Annotated in this window: 20 protein-coding genes; 8 read left to right on the top strand and 12 right to left on the bottom strand. The window is 72.9% G+C overall.

From position 1 onward, the window contains the following. Positions 1–91: 91 nt before the first annotated feature. Both ABII15_RS21880 and ABII15_RS21875 read left to right on the top strand, forming a co-directional pair. Complete coding sequence (locus ABII15_RS21880; protein WP_353944009.1) at positions 92–2,314, top strand: acetate--CoA ligase family protein; 2,223 nt, start codon at positions 92–94, stop codon at positions 2,312–2,314. Between the two features lie 270 nt (positions 2,315–2,584). Next, a complete protein-coding gene (locus ABII15_RS21875) occupies positions 2,585–3,388 on the top strand; it encodes an enoyl-CoA hydratase-related protein (protein ID WP_353944008.1) in 804 nt (267 codons plus the stop codon). Between the two features lie 12 nt (positions 3,389–3,400). Here the strand turns inward: ABII15_RS21875 and ABII15_RS21870 are convergent, their stop codons facing one another. Further along, on the bottom strand, positions 3,401–3,880 hold the full coding sequence (locus ABII15_RS21870) for an HPP family protein (protein ID WP_353944007.1): 480 nt from the start codon (positions 3,878–3,880) through the stop codon (positions 3,401–3,403). A 128-nt stretch (positions 3,881–4,008) separates the two neighbouring features. On the opposite strand from ABII15_RS21870, the gene ABII15_RS21865 reads away from it, so the two are divergent. Then, positions 4,009–4,617: a flavin reductase family protein gene (locus tag ABII15_RS21865; protein ID WP_353947148.1), complete on the top strand. Its 609-nt coding sequence runs from the start codon at positions 4,009–4,011 to the stop codon at positions 4,615–4,617. Between the two features lie 117 nt (positions 4,618–4,734). Here the strand turns inward: ABII15_RS21865 and ABII15_RS21860 are convergent, their stop codons facing one another. Next, positions 4,735–6,057 carry an MFS transporter gene (locus ABII15_RS21860; protein WP_353944006.1) on the bottom strand — a complete coding sequence of 441 codons (1,323 nt, stop codon included), beginning with the start codon at positions 6,055–6,057 and terminating at the stop codon, positions 4,735–4,737. Positions 6,058–6,128: 71 nt separating this feature from the next. Between ABII15_RS21860 and ABII15_RS21855 the strand changes: the two genes are divergently transcribed. Then, on the top strand, positions 6,129–7,115 hold the full coding sequence (locus ABII15_RS21855; RefSeq protein WP_353944005.1) for a helix-turn-helix domain-containing protein: 987 nt from the start codon (positions 6,129–6,131) through the stop codon (positions 7,113–7,115). Positions 7,116–7,225: 110 nt separating this feature from the next. On the opposite strand, the gene ABII15_RS21850 is transcribed toward ABII15_RS21855, so the two are convergent. From ABII15_RS21850 to ABII15_RS21835, 4 genes are read right to left on the bottom strand one after another with little or no spacing between them, the layout of a single operon-like run. Continuing rightward, positions 7,226–8,485 (bottom strand): MFS transporter, encoded by a 1,260-nt coding sequence (locus ABII15_RS21850; RefSeq protein ID WP_353944004.1) that lies wholly within the window; start codon positions 8,483–8,485, stop codon positions 7,226–7,228. A gap of 58 nt (positions 8,486–8,543) precedes the next feature. Next, a complete protein-coding gene (locus ABII15_RS21845) occupies positions 8,544–9,593 on the bottom strand; it encodes a Zn-dependent alcohol dehydrogenase (RefSeq protein WP_353944003.1) in 1,050 nt (349 codons plus the stop codon). Further along, positions 9,590–10,774 carry an acyl-CoA dehydrogenase family protein gene (locus ABII15_RS21840; RefSeq protein ID WP_353944002.1) on the bottom strand — a complete coding sequence of 395 codons (1,185 nt, stop codon included), beginning with the start codon at positions 10,772–10,774 and terminating at the stop codon, positions 9,590–9,592. The genes ABII15_RS21845 and ABII15_RS21840 overlap by 4 nt, the downstream gene beginning before the upstream one ends. 18 nt (positions 10,775–10,792) lie before the next feature. Then, the gene (locus ABII15_RS21835; protein ID WP_353944001.1) at positions 10,793–11,707 is read right to left on the bottom strand and encodes an SDR family oxidoreductase; all 915 of its coding nucleotides are present in this window, start codon (positions 11,705–11,707) and stop codon (positions 10,793–10,795) included. A 125-nt stretch (positions 11,708–11,832) separates the two neighbouring features. Between ABII15_RS21835 and ABII15_RS21830 the strand changes: the two genes are divergently transcribed. After that, positions 11,833–12,759, top strand: coding sequence for a cyclase family protein (locus ABII15_RS21830; RefSeq protein WP_353944000.1), 927 nt, complete (start codon positions 11,833–11,835; stop codon positions 12,757–12,759). 234 nt (positions 12,760–12,993) lie between these two features. Here ABII15_RS21830 and ABII15_RS21825 read toward each other — a convergent pair whose 3' ends face one another. From ABII15_RS21825 to ABII15_RS21810, 4 genes are all read right to left on the bottom strand, one after another. Continuing rightward, complete coding sequence (locus ABII15_RS21825) at positions 12,994–13,476, bottom strand: ATP-binding protein (protein WP_353943999.1); 483 nt, start codon at positions 13,474–13,476, stop codon at positions 12,994–12,996. Positions 13,477–13,918: 442 nt separating this feature from the next. After that, on the bottom strand, positions 13,919–14,785 hold the full coding sequence (locus ABII15_RS21820; protein ID WP_353943998.1) for an acyl-CoA dehydrogenase family protein: 867 nt from the start codon (positions 14,783–14,785) through the stop codon (positions 13,919–13,921). Positions 14,786–14,792: 7 nt separating this feature from the next. Next, positions 14,793–15,941, bottom strand: coding sequence for an acyl-CoA dehydrogenase family protein (locus ABII15_RS21815; protein WP_353943997.1), 1,149 nt, complete (start codon positions 15,939–15,941; stop codon positions 14,793–14,795). A gap of 5 nt (positions 15,942–15,946) precedes the next feature. Next, positions 15,947–17,146 (bottom strand): amidohydrolase family protein, encoded by a 1,200-nt coding sequence (locus ABII15_RS21810; protein WP_353943996.1) that lies wholly within the window; start codon positions 17,144–17,146, stop codon positions 15,947–15,949. A 168-nt stretch (positions 17,147–17,314) separates the two neighbouring features. On the opposite strand from ABII15_RS21810, the gene ABII15_RS21805 reads away from it, so the two are divergent. Continuing rightward, positions 17,315–18,850, top strand: coding sequence for an AMP-binding protein (locus ABII15_RS21805; RefSeq protein WP_353943995.1), 1,536 nt, complete (start codon positions 17,315–17,317; stop codon positions 18,848–18,850). A 57-nt stretch (positions 18,851–18,907) separates the two neighbouring features. Here the strand turns inward: ABII15_RS21805 and ABII15_RS21800 are convergent, their stop codons facing one another. Together ABII15_RS21800 and ABII15_RS21795 are read right to left on the bottom strand one after the other, a co-directional pair. Further along, on the bottom strand, positions 18,908–19,411 hold the full coding sequence (locus tag ABII15_RS21800; protein WP_353943994.1) for an EF-hand domain-containing protein: 504 nt from the start codon (positions 19,409–19,411) through the stop codon (positions 18,908–18,910). Positions 19,412–19,538: 127 nt separating this feature from the next. After that, positions 19,539–19,919 carry an STAS domain-containing protein gene (locus ABII15_RS21795; protein WP_353943993.1) on the bottom strand — a complete coding sequence of 127 codons (381 nt, stop codon included), beginning with the start codon at positions 19,917–19,919 and terminating at the stop codon, positions 19,539–19,541. Between the two features lie 347 nt (positions 19,920–20,266). Here ABII15_RS21795 and ABII15_RS21790 point away from each other — a divergent pair, with 347 nt between their 5' ends. Together ABII15_RS21790 and ABII15_RS21785 are read left to right on the top strand one after the other, a co-directional pair. Next, on the top strand, positions 20,267–20,842 hold the full coding sequence (locus tag ABII15_RS21790) for a sigma-70 family RNA polymerase sigma factor (protein WP_353943992.1): 576 nt from the start codon (positions 20,267–20,269) through the stop codon (positions 20,840–20,842). After that, positions 20,839–22,125 carry a zf-HC2 domain-containing protein gene (locus ABII15_RS21785; RefSeq protein WP_353943991.1) on the top strand — a complete coding sequence of 429 codons (1,287 nt, stop codon included), beginning with the start codon at positions 20,839–20,841 and terminating at the stop codon, positions 22,123–22,125. Before ABII15_RS21790 ends, ABII15_RS21785 begins: the two co-directional genes overlap by 4 nt. The last annotated feature ends 54 nt before the right edge of the window (positions 22,126–22,179 follow it).

The raw sequence follows: 22,179 nt of genomic DNA, 5'->3' as shown, positions 1-22,179 counted from the left end.
AGTAATCTGACAGTGCGTCAGTTAAGGCCCGGAGTCTCAGGGCCTCAGCCGCTGCTGTCGTTGCTGTCACACAGGAGGAGCGGGCGGAGCGATGCTTGGATCGACGTACGGCACCCTGACCACCGACTCCCGCCGGGCCCGCGTGATCGCCTGCGGAGAGCAGCCCGGCCCCGCCGTGCACGGCAGGGCCGGTTCCGACGAAGTGGATGTCAGCGGGCGCCCGCTGCACGCCGACGTGGTGGACCTGGACCGGTTCTTCCGGCCGGAGTCCGTCGCCGTCGTCGGCGCATCGGACGCCGAGGGGCGGCCCAACACCGGGATCACCCGGCAGCTGATGGCCTGGGCGGAGCGGGTCGGCGCCCGCCTGTACCCGGTGCACCCGACCCGCGCGTCCGTCTTCGGGCTGCCCTGCTCGGCGTCGGTCGCCGACCTGCCGGAGCAGGTGGACCTCGCGGTGCTGCTGATCGCCGATCCGCTGCCCGTCATCGAGCAACTGGCGGATACGAAGGTGAAGTTCGCGGTCGCCTTCGCCTCCGGGTTCGCCGAGACCGGCGAGGAGGGCGCCGCCGCGCAGGCCCGCCTGACGGCGGCCGTCGAGCGCTCCGGCCTGCGCCTGCTCGGCCCCAACACCAACCTCAACGCCTTCGAGGAGTTCCGCGACGACCTCGACGGGCCGGCGATCGCCCTGATCACCCAGTCCGGCCACCAGGGCCGGCCCGTCTTCACCCTCCAGGAACTGGGCATCCGGCTCTCGCACTGGGCGCCCACGGGCAACGAGGCGGACCTGGAGACCGCCGACTTCATCTCGTACTTCGCCCAGCGGCCCGAGGTCGGCGCCATCGCCTGTTACGTGGAAGGGCTCAAGGACGGCCGCTCGTTCCTGCTCGCCGCGGACCGGGCCGCGCGCGAGGGCGTGCCGGTCGTCGCCGTGAAGGTGGGCCGCACCGAGACGGGCGCCCGCACCGCCGCCTCCCACACCGGGAAGCTGACCGGGGCGGACACGGTCGTGGACGCGGCCATGCGCCAGTTCGGGGTGATCCGGGTCGACGGGCTCGACGAACTCCAGGACACCGCCGCCCTGTTGGCCCGCGCCAAGCCGCCGAAGGCGGACGGCGTGGTCGTCTACTCCATCTCCGGCGGCACCGGCGCCCACTTCTCCGACCTGGCGACAGCGGCCGGGCTCACGCTCCCCACCCTCTCCGACGCCAAGCAGTCCGAGCTGCACCAGTGGATACCGGAGTACCTGAACGTCGCCAACCCCGTCGACAACGGCGGGCACCCGGTCGGCGACTGGCGCGGCCCGAAGATCATCGACGCGATCCTCGACGACCCGTCGGTCGGCGTCCTCATCTGCCCGATCACCGGCCCGTTCCCGCCGATGAGCGACAAGCTGGCGCGGGACCTGGTCGACGCGGCCGAGCGCACGGACAAGCTGATCTGCGTGGTGTGGGGCTCGCCGGTGGGCACCGAGGCCGCGTACCGGGAGACGCTGCTCGGCTCCTCGCGGGTGGCGACGTTCCGTACGTTCGGCAACTGCGTCGGGGCCGTCCGCGCCTATCTCGCCCACCACCGTTTCACGGCCGCCTACCGCTCCCCGTTCGAGGACGCCCCGCGCGGCCCGTCGCCGTCCTTCCGCAAGGCGCAGAACCTGATGCGCCCCGGGCACCAGCTCAGCGAGCACGCGGCGAAGCAGCTGCTGCGCGCGTACGGGATCCGGGTGCCGCGCGAGCAGCTGGTCACCAGCGCCGCGGCGGCCGTCCGCGCCGCCTCGCTCGTCGGCTACCCCGTCGTCATGAAGGCGTCGGCGCCGCAGCTCGCCCACAAGTCCGAACTGGGCCTGGTGAAGGTCGGGTTGACGTCGGCCAGTCAGGTACGGGACGCGTACCGCGAGCTGACCGACATCGCCCGGTACGAGAACATCGACCTGGACGGGGTCCTCGTCTGCCAGATGGTCGAGCGGGGCGTGGAGATGGTCGTCGGCGTCACCCACGACGAGCTGTTCGGGCCGACGGTGACGGTGGGGCTCGGCGGGGTGCTGGTCGAGGTCCTGCGGGACACCGCGGTGCTGGTGCCGCCGTTCGGGGAGGACCAGGCCCGGGCGGTGCTCGACCAGTTGCGGGGGCGGGCGCTGCTCGACGGGGTCCGGGGGGCGCCTCCGGCGGACATCGACGCCCTGGTGGAGGTCGTTCTCCGGGTCCAGCGCATGGCTCTGGAACTCGGCGCCGATCTGGCCGAGCTGGACATCAACCCGCTGATGGTGCTGCCACGCGGGCAGGGCGCCGTGGCACTGGACGCGCTGGCCGTGTGCCGGTGACGTGGTTCCCCCGCGCCTCTGGGTCGTACCTCGTCCGCGGCCCGGTGGGGCTTCTCGCGCAGTTCCCCGCGCCCCTGAAGCATGCGCTGCGCGCAGCTTCCCCTGAAGGCCGCAGGCCTCTCAGGGGCGCGGGGAACTGCGCGAGAAGCGGCCACCGGGCCGCAGACGAATGACAACCCAACAGGGGCGCGGGGAACTGCGCGGCCGGCCACGACGAGACCCGCGCCCGACAACGCACCCCCACCCGCCCCGAACCGAAACGGACCCGGCATGGCAGACGCACCTCTGGACCAACAGGTACTGCACCGCATCGAGAACGGCGTCTCCTGGATCACCCTCAACCGGCCGGAGGCCATGAACGCCGTCACCTGGGACCAACGCGAACGCGTCATCACCCTGCTCGACGAAGCCACCACCACCCCCACCCTCCGCGCGGTGGTCATCACCGCCACCGGAAAGGGCTTCTGCGCGGGCGCCGACCTGCGCGGCGCCCCCACCCCCGACGACCGGATCCCGGGCGACGTGGCCCGGACCATCCGACAGGGCGCCCAGCGCCTCATCGCCGCGATCCTCGACTGCGAGAAACCGGTGATCGCCGCCGTGAACGGCACCGCGGCCGGCATAGGCGCCCACCTCGCCCTGGCCTGCGATCTGGTCCTGGCCGCGGAGTCGGCCCGTTTCATCGAGGTGTTCGCCCGCCGCGGCCTGGTCCCGGACGGCGGCGGAGCCTATCTGCTGCCCCGCCTGATCGGCCCGCAGCGCGCCAAGGAGCTGATGTTCTTCGGCGACGCGGTCCCGGCCGCCGACGCCCAGGCCCTCGGCCTGGTCAACCGGGTCGTCCCGGACGGCGACCTGGCGACGACGGCCCGCGAGTGGGCCGAGCGGCTCGCCACCGGCCCGACCCGCGCCCACGCCCTCACCAAGCATCTGGTGAACGCCTCCCTGGACAGCGACCGCGCGACGGCCTTCGCGGCGGAGGCGACGGCCCAGGAGATCAACATGACGACGCGGGACGCGCAGGAGGGCGTGGCGAGTTTCGTGGAGCGGCGCTCACCCACGTACGAGGGCCGATAGGACCGCCCCCTGTCACCAGGCCAGCGGGTACCGCACCGCATGACCGGCGATCCGCCCCGGCAGCATCCCGATGGCCACGAGCAGCACCGTGGCGAGCGCCAGCAGCGGCAGGAACGGCCACGGGGACGGCCCCTGCAGCACCACGATCACGGCGGTCGCGGCGGCCGGCGAGTGCGACAGGTGGGTCAGCATCATCGCGCCCAGCGACAGCCCGGCCGCGATCGCCGCGCCCCAGGTGGTGCTGCCGGTCACCGCGTGGGTGGCGAAGCCGACGCAGGCGGCGAGGAGCTGCCCGCCGACCAGGTTGCGCGGCTGGGAGATCGGCAGCCCGGGCGCGCCGTGCACCAGCGCGGCGCTGGCCGCGACCGGGGGTATCAGCAGCGGCTGGTGGAGCAGGACCCCGACCCCGGCCAGGAGCAGCAGGGCGCCGATCGCGAAGGTGGTGGCACGCAGGGCGTGCAGAGGGTGCGGGCGGGGCGGCGGGGTGCTCACTGGGGTACTCCGGGCAGGTCGGGCGGGTCCCGGCGAGCATAAACAGACTGTTGATTGAATTCGGAATCTCTTGCCTCTCCGGCACACCCCTTCCTATCTGATGGGCCGTCAGTTTCAATGGGTCCATGATGGGACACGCAGGAATGGCGGCCACTGTCGTCCGGTACCTCAGGTCCGTCGGCTCCCCCACCTCGTCCGGGCCCGTGGAGGCGCTGCCCCGCCCGGACCTGCGCGCCGTCGGCGACGACGAGCGGGCGCCGGTCGACCCGGCCGAGTTCCGCCGGGTGCTCGGCACCTTCGCGAGCGGCGTCACCGTGATCACGGCGACCGGCCCCGACGGCCCGGCCGGTTTCGCCTGCCAGTCCTTCGCCTCGCTCTCCCTGGATCCGCCGCTGGTGGTGTTCATGGTGGCCCGTACGTCGACGACCTGGCCCCGGATCGCCCGCGCGGGCGCCTTCTGTGTGAACGTTCTTTCCGCCGGTCAGAGCGGGCTGTGCCAGGGGTTCGCGGTGAGCGGGGCCGACAAGTTCGCGGGGGTGGAGTACGACGCGGCGCCGGTTTCCGGGGCGCCCCGGATCGACGGGGTCGCGGCCTGGCTCGACTGCGCGATCCACGCCGTGCACACCGGGGGCGACCATCTCATCGTGGTCGGCCGCATCACGTCCCTGGGCACCCCGGCCACCCCGGAATCCCCCCTCCTCTTCCACCGCGGCCACTTCGCCACCCTGGAAGACTGACCGGCCCGCCGTTCACCCACGGCCCGGTGGGTGGCTGGTCGCGCCCGAAGAACCACCCAGGGGCGCGGGGAACTGCGCAACCCAGCCACGACGAGACCCGCACCCGACACCGCGCCCTCAGGCGGCAGCCACCCGCGCCCCGGCCCCCCGCCGAATGACCAGCGCCATCAGCGCCGCCACCGCGCACAGCCCACCCGACGCGTACCACACCACGTCGTACTCCCCGAAGACGTCCCGGGCCACCCCGCCCAGGAACGCCACCACAGCGGCCCCCACCTGGTGCGAGGCCAGCACCCACCCGAACACGATCGCGCTGTCCTCCCCGTAGTGCTCCCGGCACAGCGCGATGGTCGGCGGCACGGTGGCGACCCAGTCGAGGCCGTAGAAGACGATGAAGAACAGCATCGGCGGATGGACGGCCGGCGCGAGCAGCACCGGCAGGAAGACCAGCGAGATGCCGCGCAGCGCGTAGTACACGGCCAGCAGCCGCCGCGCCTCGAACCGGTCCGTGAACCAGCCGGAGGCGATGGTGCCGACCACGTCGAAGACCCCGATCACGGCGAGCAGCGACGCCGCCGCGGTCACCGGCATCCCGTGATCGTGCGCGGCGGGCACGAAGTGCGTCTTGACCAGCCCGTTCGTGGAGGCCCCGCAGATCGCGAAGGTCCCGGCGAGCAGCCAGAACGGCCCGGTCCGCGCCGCCTTGAACAGCACCGCCAGCGCCCGCCGCGCGGCCCCCGGCACCGGCGCGGGCTTCGGCACGAACACCTCGGACCCGTACGGCCGCACCCCCACATCGGCCGGATGGTCGCGCAGCAGCAGCCACACGAACGGCACCACGGCGAGCGCCGCCAGCGCGACGGTGACCGCGGCGGGCCGCCAGTCGTGCTTCTCCACGATCCAGGACAGCAGCGGCAGGAAGACCAGCTGCCCGGAGGCGCCGGCGGCGGTGAGGATGCCGGTGACAAGCCCGCGCCGGGCGACGAACCACCGGTTGGTGACGGTGGCGGCGAAGGCGAGCGCCATCGAACCGCTGCCCAGGCCCACCAGCACGCCCCAGAACAGGACCAGCTGCCAGGCCTCCGTCATCCACACGGTCAGCAGCGAGCCGAGCGCGATGACGCTCAGCGCGACCGCCACGACCTTGCGTATGCCGAAACGGTCCATGAGCGCGGCGGCGAACGGCGCCGTGAGCCCGTACAGCGCGAGGTTCACGGACACGGCGAAGCCGATCGTGCCGCGCGACCAGCCGAAGCCGCCCTGCGTGACCGGTGCGTGCAGCGGCTCGATGAGCAGGCCCGGCAGCGAGGCGAAGGCGGCGGCGCCGATGATCGTCACGAAGGTGACCGCGGCGGCGGCCCAGGCCCAGCGGGCGCCCGGCCGGCCGGCGGTGGCCCCGGTGGGGGCGTCGAGGGGTTCGGAAGTCTGCGTCGTGGTCACGACAGCCAGCTTCGGGTACCCGTACCGGCCGGACCAGTGGCCCGAATGACAGCATTCGTTAGAATCGGGCCATGACCGCCTCACCGGCCCCCCGGCACCGCGTCGTCGTGCTCGCCCTCGACGGCGTGATCCCCTTCGAACTCGGCATCCCCCAGCGGATCTTCGGCCGCGCCCGCGGCTCCTCGGGCGAGGAGCTGTACGAGGTGCAGACCTGCGGCGTCCGCGCGGCCGGGCCGGTCAGGGCGGAGGCGGACTTCTCGATCCTGGTCGAGCGCGGCCCCGAGGCGCTGGCGGCGGCGGACACGGTCCTGATCCCGGCCTCCTACGAGCTGGGTCCTGTCTACGAGGAGGGGCGCCTGACCCCCGATCTCGCAGCGGCGCTGGCCCACATCCGGCCCGGGACCCGGCTGGTCTCCATCTGCACCGGCAGCTGGGTGCTGGCCGCCGCGGGGCTGCTCGACGGGCGGCCCGCGACAACGCACTGGGCGGACGCCGACGCGTTCCAGCGGATGTTCCCCTCGGTGCGGGTCGATCCCGACGTGCTGTTCATCGACGACGGCGACGTCCTCACCTCGGCGGGGGTCGCGGCCGGGATCGACCTGTGCCTGCACATCGTGCGCCGGGACCACGGCGCGGCCGTCGCCAACGACGTGGCCCGGCGCACCGTCGTCCCGCCGCACCGGGACGGCGGGCAGGCCCAGTACATCGAACGCCCGGTGCCCGAACCGCAGTTGGCGACCACCGTCGCGGCGCGGGCGTGGGCGCTGGCCCATCTCCACGAGCCGATCCAGTTGCGGGACATGGCCGAGCAGGAGGCCATGTCGGTACGGACGTTCACGCGGCGTTTCCGGGAGGAGGCCGGGGTCAGCCCCGGCCAGTGGCTCACCCGCCAACGGGTGGAGCGTGCCCGCCACCTCCTGGAGACCTCGTCCCTGTCCATCGACCAGGTGGCCGCCGAATCAGGCTTCGGCACGGCCCAGTCGATGCGGCAGCACCTCCAGTCGGCTCTCGGGGTCACGCCCACGGCCTACCGCCGCACCTTCCGCGCCGCGGGCTGATCCGGCCCCAGGTCGTCGTTCGTCCGCGGGCCGGTGGCCGCTTCTCGCGCAGTTCCCCGCGCCCCTGAGGCATGCGCTCCGCGCAGCCTCCCCTGAAGGCCGCAGGCCTCTCAGGGGCGCGGGGAACTGCGCGACCGGCCACGACGAGAGGCGCGCGTGACCACTGGTTTTCGGGGCGCGGGGGGCTCCTCGGAGGCCCCCGCCGCCCCACGCGACCGCCGCTCCCCCCAGAACCCCACCACCCCGAGCACCACAGTCACCCCCACCCCCGAAAGCACCGCCCCACCCGGCGACACCACCCGCAACAACACCCCCGCCAAAGACCCACTCCCCGCATACCCGGCCCCCACAGCCGCGTACATGACGGAGTACCCCGCCGCCAGCGCCCCCGGCGGCAGCACCTCCCGCAGCATCAGATTCCGCGTCAGCATCGCCCCGGCCTGCAACACCCCGGCCACCACGAGCCCCGCCGCGATCACCCCGGCCCACGGCACCAGAGCGATCCCGGCCACGCACGCCGCGACCCCGAGCACCAGCACGAGCCCCTGCGTCGGCAGCGGCCCCGGCCACGCCCGCAGCCCGTACACGAACGCCCCGACCGCCGACCCGACGGAGAATCCGGCGAGCAGCGGCCCGGCCAGGCCCACCCCGAAGCCCCGCTGTTCGAGGAGCGCGGGCAGGATCAGCTCCGCCATGGCGAGCAGCGACAGGCTCGCCGCCCCGGTGACGTACACGGGCCAGGCCCGCATCAGCACCCGGACGCCCGGCCGCCGTCCCGCATCACCACCGGCCGCCCACCCGGCCGGCAGCAGCCACAGCCCGGGCACCGAGAGCGCCATCAGCCCGCAGGCGAGCAGCAGCGGCACCCACGGCGCCACGGACAGCGCGAGCCACGCCGTCGCGGCGGGCGCCAGCGCCCACACCCCGAACGTCAGCATCGACTCGAACGACATCGCCTGCTGAACGGCCCGCTCCGGCACCAGCGCGGTCAGCAGCGCCCGCAGCCCGCCCGGCGCGGCGGCGGGCGCCGCCCCCGCGACGAAGGCGGACACCCCGAGCAGCACGGGCGGCGCCCCGTGCAGCGCCCCGAGCGCGCCGAACCCGCACGCGCCCACCGCGAGCCCGGCCGCCAGCTGGGGCCGGGCCCGCTCGGCCCGCATCCGGGTGCCGAGCAGCGGTGCGCCGACGATCTCCCCGACCACGTACACGGCGGCGAGCACCGCGCCCAGCGTGTAGCCACCGGGCCGCTCCCGTACGAGGAGGACGAGCGCGAGCGGCGCCATGGCGACCGGCATCCGCGCGCCGACGGCCACGAGGGCCCAGGCCGGTACGGACGTGCCGGACTCGCGGAACAGCAGGCGGTAGCTCATCCCCCGACGTTAAGGGCGGCCACCGTCGACGCCCCACCCCGCGGCGGCGGGAAGTCGCTCAGAACGTCAGCACCCCCCGGGCCACCCGCCCCGCCTCGGCGTCGGCCACCGCCTTGCCGAAGTCCTCCACCGGATAGACCTGGGTCACCAACTCGTCGAGCAGCAGGCGCCCTTCGGCGTAGAGGTCGGCGTACAGCCGGATGTCGCGCTGGGGCCGCGACGAGCCGTAGCGGCAGCCGAGGACCGACTTGTCCAGGAACAGCGCGGCGGGCACGAACGAGGCCTCGGCGTCGGCGGCCGGCATCCCGAGCAGCACGGCCTGCCCGTGCCGGTCGAGGAGATCGATGGCGGCCCGCACCAGCTCCACCCGCCCCACGCACTCGAAGACGTGGTCGGCGCCGTCGGGCAGCACCTCGCGCACGGCGCCCACGTCGGTCAGGAACTCGGTCGCGCCGAACTGCCGCGCCACCTCCTCCTTCGCCGGGTTGGAGTCGACGGCGACGATCCGCAACGCCCCCGCGATCCGGGCCCCTTGGAGCACGTTGAGCCCGACGCCGCCGGTGCCGATGACGACGACGGAGTCCCCGCGGTCGACCCGCGCCCGGTTGAGCACGGCGCCCACCCCGGTCAGCACCCCGCACCCGATCAGCGCGGCGGACGTCAGCGGGATCTCCTTCGGGATCTTGACCGCCTGGACGGCCTTCACCACGGTCCGCTCGGCGAACGCCGAGTTCGACGCGAACTGGTACAGCGGTTCGCCGCCCCGCGAGAACGGCTGCTGCGGCCTGCCGATCGCCCTCCGGCACATCGTCGGCCGCCCCCGGTCGCACTCGGCGCAGGTGCCGCAGTTGGCGAGGGTGGACAGCGAGACGTGGTCGCCCGGCACCACATGGGTCACCCCCGCCCCCACGGCCTCCACCACGCCCGCGCCCTCGTGCCCGAGCACGACCGGCCGCGGGAACGGGATGGTCCCGTCGATCACCGACAGGTCGCTGTGGCACAGCCCGGCCGCGGCGACGGCCACCAGCACCTCCCCGGGCCCTGGTTCCCGTATCTCCAGGTCGTCGACCACGACGGTCTGCCGGCCGTCGAACACCACACCCCTCACAACGCCTCCCTGGGCAGGCCGAGCACGCGCTCGGCGATGATCGTGCGCTGGATCTCGTCCGAGCCGCCGTAGATGGTGTCGGCCCGGCTGAACAGGAACAGCCGCTGCTGTTCGTCGAGTTCGTACGGCGCGTCGGGCGCCCAGTCGTGCGGTCCGGCGGCCGCGGCGGCGCCCCGCACCCGCAGCGCCAGCTCCCCGAGCCGCTGGTGCCAGCCGCCCCACAGCAGCTTGGCGACGCTGGGGGCGCCCGCGTCCTCGGCGCCGCCGAGGGTGCGCAGCGCGTTCCACCGCATGGTCCGCAGCTCGGCCCAGAGCCGCACGATCCGGTCCGCGACGACCGGGTCCCGTACCGCGCCGGAGGCGACCGCGTCACGGACGACGGCGCTCAACTCCTCCTGGAAACCGACCTGCTGGGCCAGCGTGGACACCCCGCGCTCGAAGCCGAGCAGCCCCATCGCGACCCGCCAGCCGCCACCCTCCCCGCCGACGACGTCCTCGGCGACGGCCCCGTCGAAGAACACCTCGTTGAACTCGCTGGTGCCGGTGAGCTGCGGGATGGGCCGTACGTCGATGCGGCCGGGCTGGTCCATGGGGACGAGGAGGAAGGAGATCCCGTGGTGGCGGCGCGAGCCCGGCTCGGTCCTGGCCAGCACGAAGCACCAGTCGGCCTGGTGCGCGAGCGACGTCCACACCTTCTGGCCGCTGACCCGCCACCGCCCGTCGCCGTCCCGCACGGCCGCGGTGCGCAGCGAGGCGAGGTCGGAGCCCGCGCCGGGCTCGCTGTACCCCTGGCACCACAGCTCCTCGCCGCGCGCGATCGGCGGCAGGAAGCGGCGGCGCTGCTCCTCGGTGCCGTGGGCGAGCAGGGTGGGGGCGAGCAGGTTCTCGCCGATGTGCCCGTGGCGGCCGGGCGCCCGGGCCCGCGCGTACTCCTCGGCCCACACCACCTGCTGGGTGAGGGTCGCGACCCGGTTGCCGTAGCCGCCCTCACGCCAGCCGATGCCGATCCAGCCGCCGGAGCCCAACTCGCGCTCCCAGGCGCGCCGTTCACCGGCCGCCTCGTGCTCGCTGCCGGGGCCGCCGCGCCCGGCGATCCCGGGATGTGCCCGGATGTGCTCGGTCAGCCAGGCCCGCGCCTCGCCCCGGAAGGTCTCGTCGTCGTCCCCGAACCCGAACTCCACGCCCCGCCACCCCGTCCGCTACTGGTTGGGCCGTTCCTTGGCGGCCGCCGCCCGCGCCATCTCCTCCAGCTGGGCGAGGAGCGGCATCGGGTCGGTGCCGACGGCGCCGGGGAGGAAGTCTGCGATCTTCTCCGGCGTCCAGGACCCGCCCTCGGCGTACCCGGCGCGCAGCTCGCGCGGCTGCGCCCACACGGCGATCTTCGGCCCGGCCACGGTGTACACCTGGCCGGTGATCCTCTCCTCGCGGGCCCGGTCGCTGAGCAGGTAGACGACGAACGCGGCGACGTCCTCGGGCTCCCCGATCTCCTTCAGCGTCATGGGGACGTTCGCCGACATGCGGGTACGGGCGACGGGCGCCACGGCGTTGGCGGTGACCCCGTACTTGTGCAGGCCGAGCGCGGCGCTGCGCACCAGCGAGATGATGCCGCCCTTGGCGGAGCTGTAGTTGGCCTGGGCGACGGAGCCCTGGTGGTTGCCGCTGGTGAAGCCGATGAGGGTGCCGGTGCCCTGCTTGCGCATGACGGCGGAGGCGGCCCGGAAGACGGTGAACGTGCCCTTCAGGTGGGTGGCGACGACCGGGTCCCACTCCTCCTCGGACATGTTGAAGAGCATCCGCTCGCGCAGGATCCCGGCGACGCAGACGACCCCGTCGATCCGCCCGTACGCCTCCACGGCCGTGTCCACGATCCGCTGCCCGCCGGCCATGGTCGACACGTCGTCGGCGACGGCGACGGCCTCCCCGCCGGCCGCCTCGATCTCCTTGACGACACCGAGCGCGATCTCGGACGTCGGCTCGCCGCCCTCGATCGACACCCCGTAGTCGTTGACGACGACCTTGGCGCCCTCGGCGGCGCACGCGAGGGCCACGGCCCGCCCGATGCCACGCCCCGCCCCCGTCACGGCGACGACCTTGCCTGCCAAGAAGTTCCCCATGCCCGGCCCCTTCCCGCGGTTTCTGACGACCCGTTAGATTTTGCTTCCGGTCGGATTCTACGACCCGTCAGATACCGGAACACAAGACCTGGCACACAACAGGCGCACGACACCCGGGAGGCCCGATGCCCCTGCCCGCCGAGTTCCACGACATCGCCAAACGCGTGAACAACTGGGGGCGTTGGGGAGAGGCCGACGAGATCGGCACCCTCAACCTCGTCACCGACGAGGTCGTCCGGGAGGCCGCCGCCGAGGTCCGCACGGGCCGCCGCGTGCCGCTCGCGCTGCCCCTGAAGGAGGACGGCGTCCAGTCGGGGCTGATCCCCGGCCGGATCAATCCGCTGCACTCGATGGTGCAGATCAACCAGGAGATCTTCGGCCCCGGCACGGTGGCGTGCAGCGACGACGCGGTGACCATGGGGCTCCAGGCGGCCACCCACTGGGACGCCCTCACCCACGTCTCGCACTCGGGCCGCCTCTACAACGGCCGCCCGGCGGACACCATCACCGCCCACGGCGGCGCCGAGTTCGGCGGCATCGACAAGGCCCCGTACATCGTCTCGCGCGGTGTCCTGCTCGACGTGGCGGCGGCGAAGGGCCTGGACCGGCTCCCCGGGGACCATGCGGTCACCCCCCAGGATCTCGACGAGGCGGCCGAGTTCGGCCGCGTGGAGGTGCGGGCCGGCGACATCGTCCTGGTCCGCACCGGCCAGATCCAGGTGTACCTGGCGGGCGACAAGCACGGCTACGGCTATCCCTCGCCGGGTCTGTCGGTGCGCACCCCCGAGTGGTTCCACGCCCGCGACGTGGCGGCGGTCGCCAACGACACCCTGACCTTCGAGATCTTCCCGCCGGAGATCGAGGACCTGTGGCTCCCCGTGCACGCCCTCGACCTGGTCGAGATGGGCATGCTCCAGGGCCAGAACTGGAATCTGGAATCCCTGTCCACAGCCTGTGGAGAAGCGGGCCGCCACAGCTTCCTGCTCTCGGCGATGCCGGAGCCCTTCAAGGGCGCGACGGGAACTCCGGTGGCCCCGGTGGCCGTCTTCTGATCGAGCCCCGGAGGGGCGACTCCAGGGGCGCGGGGAACTGCGCGACCAGCCACGACGAACCGCCACCCCGCAACGGACAAGCACCTCCACGGCGCACCCGGGATTCCTCGCCGAGGGCCCCCGTCACAAGGGCCCTCGACGTCCCCTCGCGGCGATTCGCCATCCACAAGCGTGACCAAACGGACACAACACGTCAACAGCCGTACGGGTATTTGCGGTTTATGCGCACAATCTTCAGGCGCTCACAGAAGCACTCGGACGGAGCGCACCCGGCGCAGTGGCCCCCGCCGACCAGCCGGACCCCGCGGCGGAGGAACAGCGGTCGATCTCGCACCAGATGGCCTTGCCCGCCCCCTCGGCGCGCCAGCCCCAGCGGTCGGCGAGTCCGTCGACGAGTTCGAGACCCCGCCCGTTCGTCTCCTCGCCCTCGGCGTGCCGGGGCGCCGGCGGGCGGGTGCTGGAGTCGGCGACCTCCACCCGCACCGTGCCCGGACACGCCCCCTCGGCGCACGGCAGCACCATCCGGAGCACGGCCGGCCGCCCGGTGTGCACCACGGCATTGGTCACCAGCTCGGAGATGAGCAGGATCATCGTCTCGGCGGCCGGCTCGTCGGGATCCACGCCCGAGCCGGCGAGACGCTGCCGCGCCCACCTACGGGCCCGCCCCACCTCTGCAGGGTCGGCCCCGACCTCCAGTTGAACCTGAAGCACCTGCACCGCTCACACCATCCGAATCCGGCGGGACCGTTGGAGTTCTGCCTCGCGCCACTGACCTTGCCGGCCACTACGGAAGATCACGGACCGTGACCCCCTTGCCGCACAGCATGGTTGACGTACAGTCACCCCAACAAGCGCTTCGGGCATATTCCAGCGCGAAGGAGTACCCGTACGGCATACTGTGCGACGCGCCTCGCGGGGGGTCGAACAGGCGGGCGTGCTGCACCGCCATGGGCTGCGAGCGGCGCGCATTCGCCGCCCCGGCGCCGCCTCGGAGGCAACACCGGCACTGTCGCCCGGCTTCAGCACCACTCGCATCTGCCACAAGGTACCGGAGCCGGAGACCGACTCCACCGCGTGACGAGCCACGCGAAGGACACAACCCGATATCAACACACCGTCACTGTGCGTACACCTCTCAGCAGGGCATGCCCGTGCGGTGTCACAGCGACGCCGCGAGCGCCTCCTCCGCGTCGCGCGCCCGGCCGCCCAACTCGGCCCGCGTCCAGGCCCGCTTCAGATGCAGATGAACGTCGCCCTCCCAGGTGAAGCCCATGCCGCCGTGCACCTGGAGGCAGTCGCGGGCCCCCTGGACGGCGGCCTGGTCGGCGAGCAGTTCGGCCGCGGCGACCTCGACGGGGTCCCCGGTCACGGCCGCCGCGTACACCGCCGCACGGGCGACTTCGACCCGTACGAGCATCTCTGCGCACAGATGTTTCACTGCCTGGAAGGCCCCGACGGGCTGTCCGAACTGCTCGCGTTCCCGGGCGTGTTGAACCGCCATGTCGAGCGTGCGGCCGGCCGAGCCGAGCTGCTCGGCCGCGTACAGCAGGGTGGCCCGCCACGGCGGGCGCGTCCGCTCGCCGCCGGGCAGCCGGTGCAGCGGGGTGAGCGGGTCGACCGGCGCGCTCAGCGGCTCGGCACCCGCCGTGTCGCCGAGCGCCACGTCCGCCGCGTCGAGCCACGGCACGAGCCCGTTGTACGGCGTCGTCACGACCGTCTCGCCCGTCGCGGCGCCCTCGACCTCGCCCGCCGCGAGGAAGGTGGCCACCAGCGGCCCCGGCACCAGGGCCCGGCCGCACTCCTCGAAGACCAGCACCGCCTCCGCGAGGCCGAGCCCGACACCGCCCGACTCCTCCGGCAGGCACAGGCCGAAGAGCCCGGCCGCGCCCAGCTCCCGCCACAGCTCCCGGTCCAGCCCGGCCCCGTCGACGGCCGCCCGCAACGCGTCGCGCCCGAACCGCCCGGCCAGCAGCGCGCGCGTGCCGTCCCGCAAGGCTCGCTGTTCCTCGGTCAGTTGGAAGTGCACGGCCCGCTCACCGTCCGCCCTTGGGAAGGCCGAGGATGCGCTCGGCGACGATGTTGCGCTGGATCTGGGAGGTTCCGGCGGCGATGGTGTACGACAGCGACGACAGCCGGTCGAGCGTCCACTCCTGCCCGGCGTCCAGCGCGCCCGCGCCGCCCAGCACCCCGGCGGCGACGTCGTAGAGCCGCTGGCGGGCGTGCGAGTAGCGCAGCTTGAAGACGGACCCGCCGACCCCCGGCACGCCGCCGCTCGCCTGTGCCTCGCTCACGTTCCACTGGGTGAGCCGCCACAGGGCGCCGAACTCCGCCGTGAGCAGTGCCAGTTCGCGCCGCAGCACCGCGTCGTCCCAGCGGCCGCTCTTCTTCGCGTGGGCGGCCAGCTCGCCGAGGACCCTGCGGCAGGCCACGACCTCCCCGACGAAGGCGGTCCCGCGCTCGAACGACAGGGTCACCATGGTCACGCGCCAGCCGTCGTTCTCCGCCCCGACCCGGTTGTCCACCGGGACCCGTACCTCGTCGAGGAACATCTCGGCGAACTCCGTGGACCCGGCGAGCGTGCGCAGCGGACGCACCGTGATGCCCGGCGCGTCCATCGGCATCGCGAGCCAGGTGATCCCCCGGTGCTTGGGCACCTCGGCGCTGACGGGTTCCGTCCGCACCAGCAGCTCGCACCAGTCGGCGACCTCGGCGTGCGAGGTCCAGATCTTCGACCCGCTGACGACGTACGTGTCGCCGTCGCGCACCGCCTTCGTCCGCAGGGACGCCAGGTCGGATCCGGCGCCGGGCTCGCTGAACCCCTGGCACCACACCTCGTCCCCGCGCAGCACCGGCGTCAGCCACCGCTCGCGCTGCGCGGCCGTGCCCTCGGCGGCGATGGTCGGGCCCGCGTGCAGCAGCCCCACGAAGTTCGCGCCGACGTACGGGGCGCCGGCCCGCTCGGTCTCCTCCAGGAAGATCAGCCGGGTGGTCGGCGAGGCGTCCCAGTGCACGTCCCCGTACCCGGCGTCGTACAGCCGCCGCTGCCAGCCGGTGTCGTAGGCGCGCCGTCCCGGCCAGTCGCCGGGCGACGGCTTGGCCGGCAGCGTGGGCAGCACCCCGCCCAGCCATTCCCGCAGCCGCGCCCGGAACTCCTCCTCCTCGCCGGTGTAGGTGAGGTCCACGGGTGCTACCGGTCCCGGTCCAGGTCGAGGCCGAGCATGCGGATGGCGTTGCCGCGCATCAGCTTGTAGACGGTCTCGTCGTCGAGGCCCTTGACGTGGTCGAGGGCGACCTCCTTGGTGTTCGGGAAGGTCGAGTCGACGTGCGGGTAGTCGGTCTCGAAGGTCGCGTTGTCGCGGCCGACGACGTCCAGCGAGGCGACGCCGTGCTTGTCGCGGAAGAAGCAGCAGAACATCTGCCGGTAGTAGTACGTGGACGGCGGCTCGGGGATGAGGTCGCGCACCCCGCCCCACGCCCGGTGCTCCTCCCAGACGTCGTCGGCGCGTTCGAGCGCGTACGGGATCCAGCCCATCTGGCCCTCGCTGTAGGCGAGTTTGAGCGTCGGGAACTTGACGAGGACGCCGCTGAAGAGGAAGTCCATCATCGAGGCCATGGCGTTGTTGAAGCTGAGCGAGGCCTGGACGGCGGGCGGCGCGTCGGGGGACGCGGCGGGCATCTGGGAGGAGGACCCGATGTGCATGTTGACCACGGTCCCGGTCTCCTGGCACACGGCGAAGAACGGGTCCCAGTAGCCGGAGTGGATCGACGGCAGCCCGAGGTAGGTGGGGATCTCGGAGAACGTCACGGCCCGCACCCCGCGCGCGGCGTTGCGCCGGATCTCGGCGACGGCGAGGTCCACGTCCCACAGCGGGATGATGCACAGCGGGATCAGCCGCCCGCCGCTGTCCCCGCACCACTCCTCGACCATCCAGTCGTTGTAGGCGCGCACGCAGGCCAGGGCCACTTCCTTGTCGTGCGCCTCGGCGAAGGTCTGCCCGCAGAAGCGCGGGAAGGTCGGGAAGCAGAGGCTGGCCTCGACGTGGTTGAGGTCCATGTCGGCGAGCCGGGCCTTGGGGTCCCAGCAGCCGCGCCGCATCTCCTCGCGGGTGATCCCCTCCAGCGTCATGTCGTCCCGGTCGAAGCCGACGGCGGCGATGTTGCGCTTGTACGGGAACTTCAGGTCCTCGTAGATCCACCAGTCGGCGGGCGGCCCGTCGGGGTCCATCGCGATCTGGTACTTGCCCGCCACATAGGCGAGTTCGCCGATTCCGGCGGTGAGCGGCTTGGGCCCCTTGTCGCGGTACTTGGCCGGCAGCCAGGTCTCGAAGAGATGGGCCGGTTCGATCACATGGTCGTCGACGCTGACGATGCGCGGCAGTTCCGTCATGAGTGCTGAGCCCCTCCATCGAACGATCCGTACGATCCGTACGTTTCTGATGACCCGTCAGATGTCAGGCTAGCCCCGCACCCCTGGACCGACAAGAAGCACGGACTTACGCTCTCCCTCACATCTGACAGGTCGTCAGTTACGATGCCGGCTCGGAAGGGTACGCAGATGACGGACACCGCACACGCCCTGGGCGACTCCCGCACGCTCTGGGAACTGGTCGAACGCCGCGCCGCCCTGACCCCCGACCGCCCGGTGTTCCTCCAGGGCGAACGCGCCCTGACCTTCGGCGGGTTGCGCGACCGCGCCGAGCGGGTCGCGGCCGGGCTGTACGAGCGCGGGGTGCGCCCCGGCACCGTGGTGGCCTGGCAGCTGCCCACCCGGATCGAGACGGCCGTGCTCACCTTCGCGCTGGCCCGGCTCGGGGCGGTCCAGACGCCCGTCATCCCGTTCTACCGGGACCGCGAGGTCGGCTTCGCGCTGCGCGAGTCGAAGGCGGAGTTCTTCGCGACGCCCGGCGTCTGGCGCGGCTTCGACCACACGGAGATGGCCCGCCGGCTCGGCGCGAAGGGCGTCTTCGAGGCGTACGAGGACCTGCCGGAGGCCGACCCGTCGCGCCTCCCCGCGCCGCCCGCGTCCGGCACGGACGTCCGCTGGATCTACTGGACCTCGGGCACCACCTCGGACCCCAAGGGCGTGCTCCACACGGACCGTTCACTGATCGCGGGCGGCTCCTGCCTGGCCCACGCGCTGCGCCTGTCGGAGTCCGACGTCGGCTCGATGGCCTTCCCCTACGCGCACATAGCGGGCCCCGACTACACGGTGATGCTGCTCCTGTACGGCTTCCCCGCGGTGCTGTTCGAGCAGTTCGCGCTGCCCGACGCGCTGGGCGAGTACCGGCGGCACGGGGTGACGGTGGCGGGCGGCTCGACGGCGTTCTACTCCATGTTCCTGGCCGAGCAGCGCAAGGACCCGGACCGCAAGGTGATCCCGACGCTGCGGCTCCTCGCGGGCGGCGGCGCCCCGAAGCCGCCCGAGGTGTACCACTCGGTGGTCCGCGAGATGGAGGTCCAGCTCACGCACGGCTACGGCATGACCGAGGTGCCGATGATCACGATGGGCGCCCCGGACGACACCGCCGAGAACCTCGCGACGACGGAGGGCCGCCCGCCGGAGGGCATGGAGATCAGGATCGTCGACGAGGACGGCAGGCCCGTACCGGCCGGTGTCGACGGCGCGGTGCGGCTGCGCGGCGAGGCGGTCTGCCAGGGCTACCTGGACCCGGCGCAGTCGGCGGACGCCTTCGACGCGGACGGCTTCCTCGTCACCGGCGACCTGGGCCACGTCCTGCCCACCGGCCATCTCGTCCTCACCGGCCGCGCGAAGGACATCATCATCCGCAAGGGCGAGAACATCTCGGCGAAGGAGATCGAGGACCTGCTGCACGCGCACCCCGCGGTCCAGGAGGCGGCGGTCGTCGGCCTGCCGGACCCCGAGCGGGGCGAGCGCGTCTGCGCCGTCCTCGAACTGGCACCCGGGGTCGCGGAGTTGACCCTCGCCGAGGTCACGGACTATCTGCGCGGCGAGGGCCTGTCGACGTTCAAGCTCCCGGAACAACTGGAGATCCTGGACGCGCTCCCGCGCAACGAGACGCTGCGCAAGGTCCTCAAGTACAAACTGAGGGAGCGCTACGCTCCCCGGTAGTTGCGCGGGGAACTGCGCGAGAAGAGGCCACCGGCCGGGGCCCGACAACGACCCCCGTCACTCCGGCACGGTGAAGTACAGCGCGAACCCGCGAACGGCCTCGTCCTCGGAAACCCGCCCGTCACCGTCGGCGTCCAGAGATGCCACGGCCTGAGCGGCGACCCCGCCCTCGACTCCCAGCACCCGCAACACCCGCTCGGCAGCGGCCACCCCGACCCCGCCGTCCCGCCGATCGGGCTCGGCCAGAGCGATCGTGGCCCGCAGGAAGGGCCGCGCGATCTCGGCGAACCGCTCCGGGCTGTCCCGCAGCCGCTTCACGGCCCCGGTCACGAACTCGCCGCGGGTCACCCGCTGGTCCCCGTCGACATCGGCGATCCCCGCCATGCCCTGCCAGAAGGCCTCGGCTCCGGCGAACAGGTCCTGCCCCTTGTCGCAGCGCGCCGTGACATCGAACTCGGCGAGCAGCGCCTTCGCGGCGGCGTAGAAGTCCTCGCGGTCGATGTAGCCGTTGCCGTCCTGGTCGAAGCCGGCGAACCGGGCAGCGATCCTCCGCTCGTCCATGCTGATGAGCCGCCTCTCACGTCGATGGGGTCTACGCCTGCGAGCGTACGTCGAACAGCGGTGCAGGGGGCCCGAAGTGCACGTTTGTGGCAGGACCGGAGAGTTTCCGCGACATATGCCGACGGGGCTACGCGGACAGCGGCGTCGCGTCGTCGTCGACCGCCGCGGCCACGTCCGGGTACACCTCGAACAGCCGCCGCACGCCGAGCGCCGCGAGCACCCGGTTCACGTGCGAGCCGTCCTCGGCGCCGCGCGCGGGCAGGATCAGCCGCAGCCGCCCCTGGCACGAGCGCATCAGCCGCCGGGCGGCGATCAGCACGCCCACCCCGCTGGAATCACAGAAGAACACCTCGGAGAGGTCGAGCACGACGCTGTGTCTGCCGTCGGCGACGGCGTCGTGCACCTGCTGGCGCAGCGCCGGGGACGTCACGAGGTCCATCTCGCCGGAGGCCCGCACGACGGCCCAGTCACCCTGCGCCGCCTCGGTCACCTTGAGCACCACGCTCATCGCCTCTCGCTCGACGTCACTTCACTTCTGCCTAGATCCGGAATGTTCGCCTACGTTTCTCCTGCGCGGCTGCCCGACCGGACCGCGCTGAAACACCCCCGCACACCTATCACATATGACGCTGTTAAGACCGAGCCGGTCGCTTCACAGCCAAATCGGTCAGAGGGCCGTCCGCGCACCCCCGAGCGGGTCCCGCCCCCTTATCACCTGAGACCGTCAGGGGCGCACAATGCCGCAAAGGGGCGTGCGTCGCCGGTGACGCGGACTACATTCGGGTAAGAGGCACGCAGTTCGAGAACAGCAGTACACGAGCAGCAGTAAGTACGGGCAGCCGGTGAGGGGGCTCCATGCCCAAGGACACTCCGTCCCGCTGGGACCGGAGGATGCAGCAGCGCCTGGCGCACGGCGAGGCCGCGGCGCTCGGAGAGCTGTACGACCGTTTCGCATCCCTGGTGCACGGTCTGGCCCACCGCGTCCTGGACGACGAGGACGCCGCGGACCAGGTCACCCGCGAGGTGTTCACCCAGATCTGGGAGAACCCGGAGGCCTACGACCCCAAGTCGGGCCCGCTGCGCTCCTTCATCGCCACGCTCGTCCACCGGCAGGCCGTGCAGCGGCTGCGGCAGACCGAGTCCGCGGCCCTCGTGCGCAGTGGCCGGGGCACCACCGAGGACCTGGAGCGCAAGGTGCGCCGCGCCTCCGCCGCCGCCCGCGCCGACTACATCGTCACGTCCATGCCCGCTCCGCTGCGCGCCGCGCTCGAACTGGCCTATTTCCAGCGCCGTGACTACCGCCAGACCGCCGCCGACCTCGGCGTCACCGAGGACGAGGCGCGCCGCCGGCTGCGCCTGGGACTGCAGCTGCTGTCCACGGCCCACGACAGCGGCACTCCGCCCGGCGGCGGCTACGGGAGGCCGGCGTGAGCGGGGCGGGCGGACCGGGCCGCCACGACCCGTACGACCCGTTCGGCGACGAGCCCGACCGGTCGGGCGAGACCGGTGGCGCCGCGGACGCGGCGGCCCGGATACCGACACCGCGCAGCTCCGTCGAGGACACCGGGGCCCCGCTGCCCGACGTGCCCGCGCCCGCCCCGCTCGTCCTGGAGCACCGCGTGCTCAAGTCCCTGCTCGGCGCGTGGGCGCTGGCCGCCTGCTCGCCCGAGGAAACCGTCGCCGTCGAGGACCACCTCGACGAGTGCGGCACCTGCGCCGAGGAGGCGCTGCGGCTGCGGGACGCCGTCGGGCTGCTGCATCCCGAGGAGACCCTGGACCTCGATCCGCTGCTCCGCGCCCGCGTCCTGGAGGGCTGCCTCACCCGGCGCCCGCCGCGCGTCCCGGTCCCCGCCTGGACGACCCCGTACGACGCCGAGACCGCGCGGCTCGACGCGCTGCTCCAGGACTTCGGCGACCCGGAGTGGCACGCGCCGGTCCGGCTGCGCTGGTACGAGGGAAACGAGCAGGTCAGCCGGAGGACGACCGTCGCCGGGGTCATCGCCCATCTCACCTGTGTCGACGGCCTGGTCGCCCGGTCGCTCGGGCTCGACGACCCGGCCGGTCCGGCGGGCCGGGACAGGCTCGCGCCGCTGGAGCGCACCGAGGCGTACTGGAGGGCCTCGTACTTCCCGCCGACGCGGGCCGTGCGGGCGCCGTGGCGGGATCAGACGCATGCCGTGATCCGTACCGTGTCGTTCGCCGGGGAGGACGGGTCGGGCGCCGGCGGCACCGGGCAGCTTCCGGTCTCCTACGGGGACTTCGCGCTCCCGCTCCGGGACGCCATGGTCGACCGGGCCTTCGAGTGCTGGGTGCATGCCGGGGACATCGCGGAGGCCGTCGACTATCCGTACGCGGCGCCGTCGCCGCGGCATCTGAACCGGATGATCGATCTGGCCGCCCGGATGCTGCCGGTCTCGCTGGCGGGGCGGCGGCAGGCCGGGCTCGCGGCGCCGGTCGGTGACGAGGTGCCCGGGCGCAGTCTTCGGCTCGAGGTCGAGGGGGCCGGGGGTGGTGAGTGGCTGATCGCCCTCGACTCGGCCACCGGTGTGGGCTCCGCCGAGCGGGAGGTGGCTCATGTCGCCCTGGACGGGGTGGAGTTCTGCCGTCTCGCCGCCGGGCACGTCTCTCCGGAGGAGGCGGCGGCGGGGCAGCTCGGCGACCGCACCGCGATCCGCGACGTCCTCCGCGCCACGGCATCCTTGAGCCGCATGTAGCGAACCCGCGCCTCGGGTAGTCCGTACCCGGCGGGAACTGCGCGGGAAGGGGCC

This window comes from Streptomyces sp. HUAS MG91, assembly GCF_040529335.1.
Classification (GTDB): Bacteria; Actinomycetota; Actinomycetes; order Streptomycetales; family Streptomycetaceae; genus Streptomyces; species Streptomyces tabacisoli.
This window is presented reverse-complemented; position numbering and strand designations above follow the sequence as displayed.

Bases quoted from the DNA above. Each gene is read 5' to 3' on its own strand.
- ABII15_RS21880 (WP_353944009.1), top strand. From the start codon at position 92: ATGCTTGGATCGACGTACGGCACCCTGACCACCGACTCCCGCCGGGCC.
- ABII15_RS21875 (WP_353944008.1), top strand. From the start codon at position 2,585: ATGGCAGACGCACCTCTGGACCAACAGGTACTGCACCGCATCGAGAAC.
- ABII15_RS21865 (WP_353947148.1), top strand. From the start codon at position 4,009: ATGGGACACGCAGGAATGGCGGCCACTGTCGTCCGGTACCTCAGGTCC.
- ABII15_RS21855 (WP_353944005.1), top strand. From the start codon at position 6,129: ATGACCGCCTCACCGGCCCCCCGGCACCGCGTCGTCGTGCTCGCCCTC.
- ABII15_RS21850 (WP_353944004.1), bottom strand. From the start codon at position 8,485: ATGAGCTACCGCCTGCTGTTCCGCGAGTCCGGCACGTCCGTACCGGCC.
- ABII15_RS21835 (WP_353944001.1), bottom strand. From the start codon at position 11,707: ATGGGGAACTTCTTGGCAGGCAAGGTCGTCGCCGTGACGGGGGCGGGG.
- ABII15_RS21830 (WP_353944000.1), top strand. From the start codon at position 11,833: ATGCCCCTGCCCGCCGAGTTCCACGACATCGCCAAACGCGTGAACAAC.
- ABII15_RS21810 (WP_353943996.1), bottom strand. From the start codon at position 17,146: ATGACGGAACTGCCGCGCATCGTCAGCGTCGACGACCATGTGATCGAA.
- ABII15_RS21805 (WP_353943995.1), top strand. From the start codon at position 17,315: ATGACGGACACCGCACACGCCCTGGGCGACTCCCGCACGCTCTGGGAA.
- ABII15_RS21800 (WP_353943994.1), bottom strand. From the start codon at position 19,411: ATGGACGAGCGGAGGATCGCTGCCCGGTTCGCCGGCTTCGACCAGGAC.
- ABII15_RS21795 (WP_353943993.1), bottom strand. From the start codon at position 19,919: ATGAGCGTGGTGCTCAAGGTGACCGAGGCGGCGCAGGGTGACTGGGCC.
- ABII15_RS21790 (WP_353943992.1), top strand. From the start codon at position 20,267: ATGCCCAAGGACACTCCGTCCCGCTGGGACCGGAGGATGCAGCAGCGC.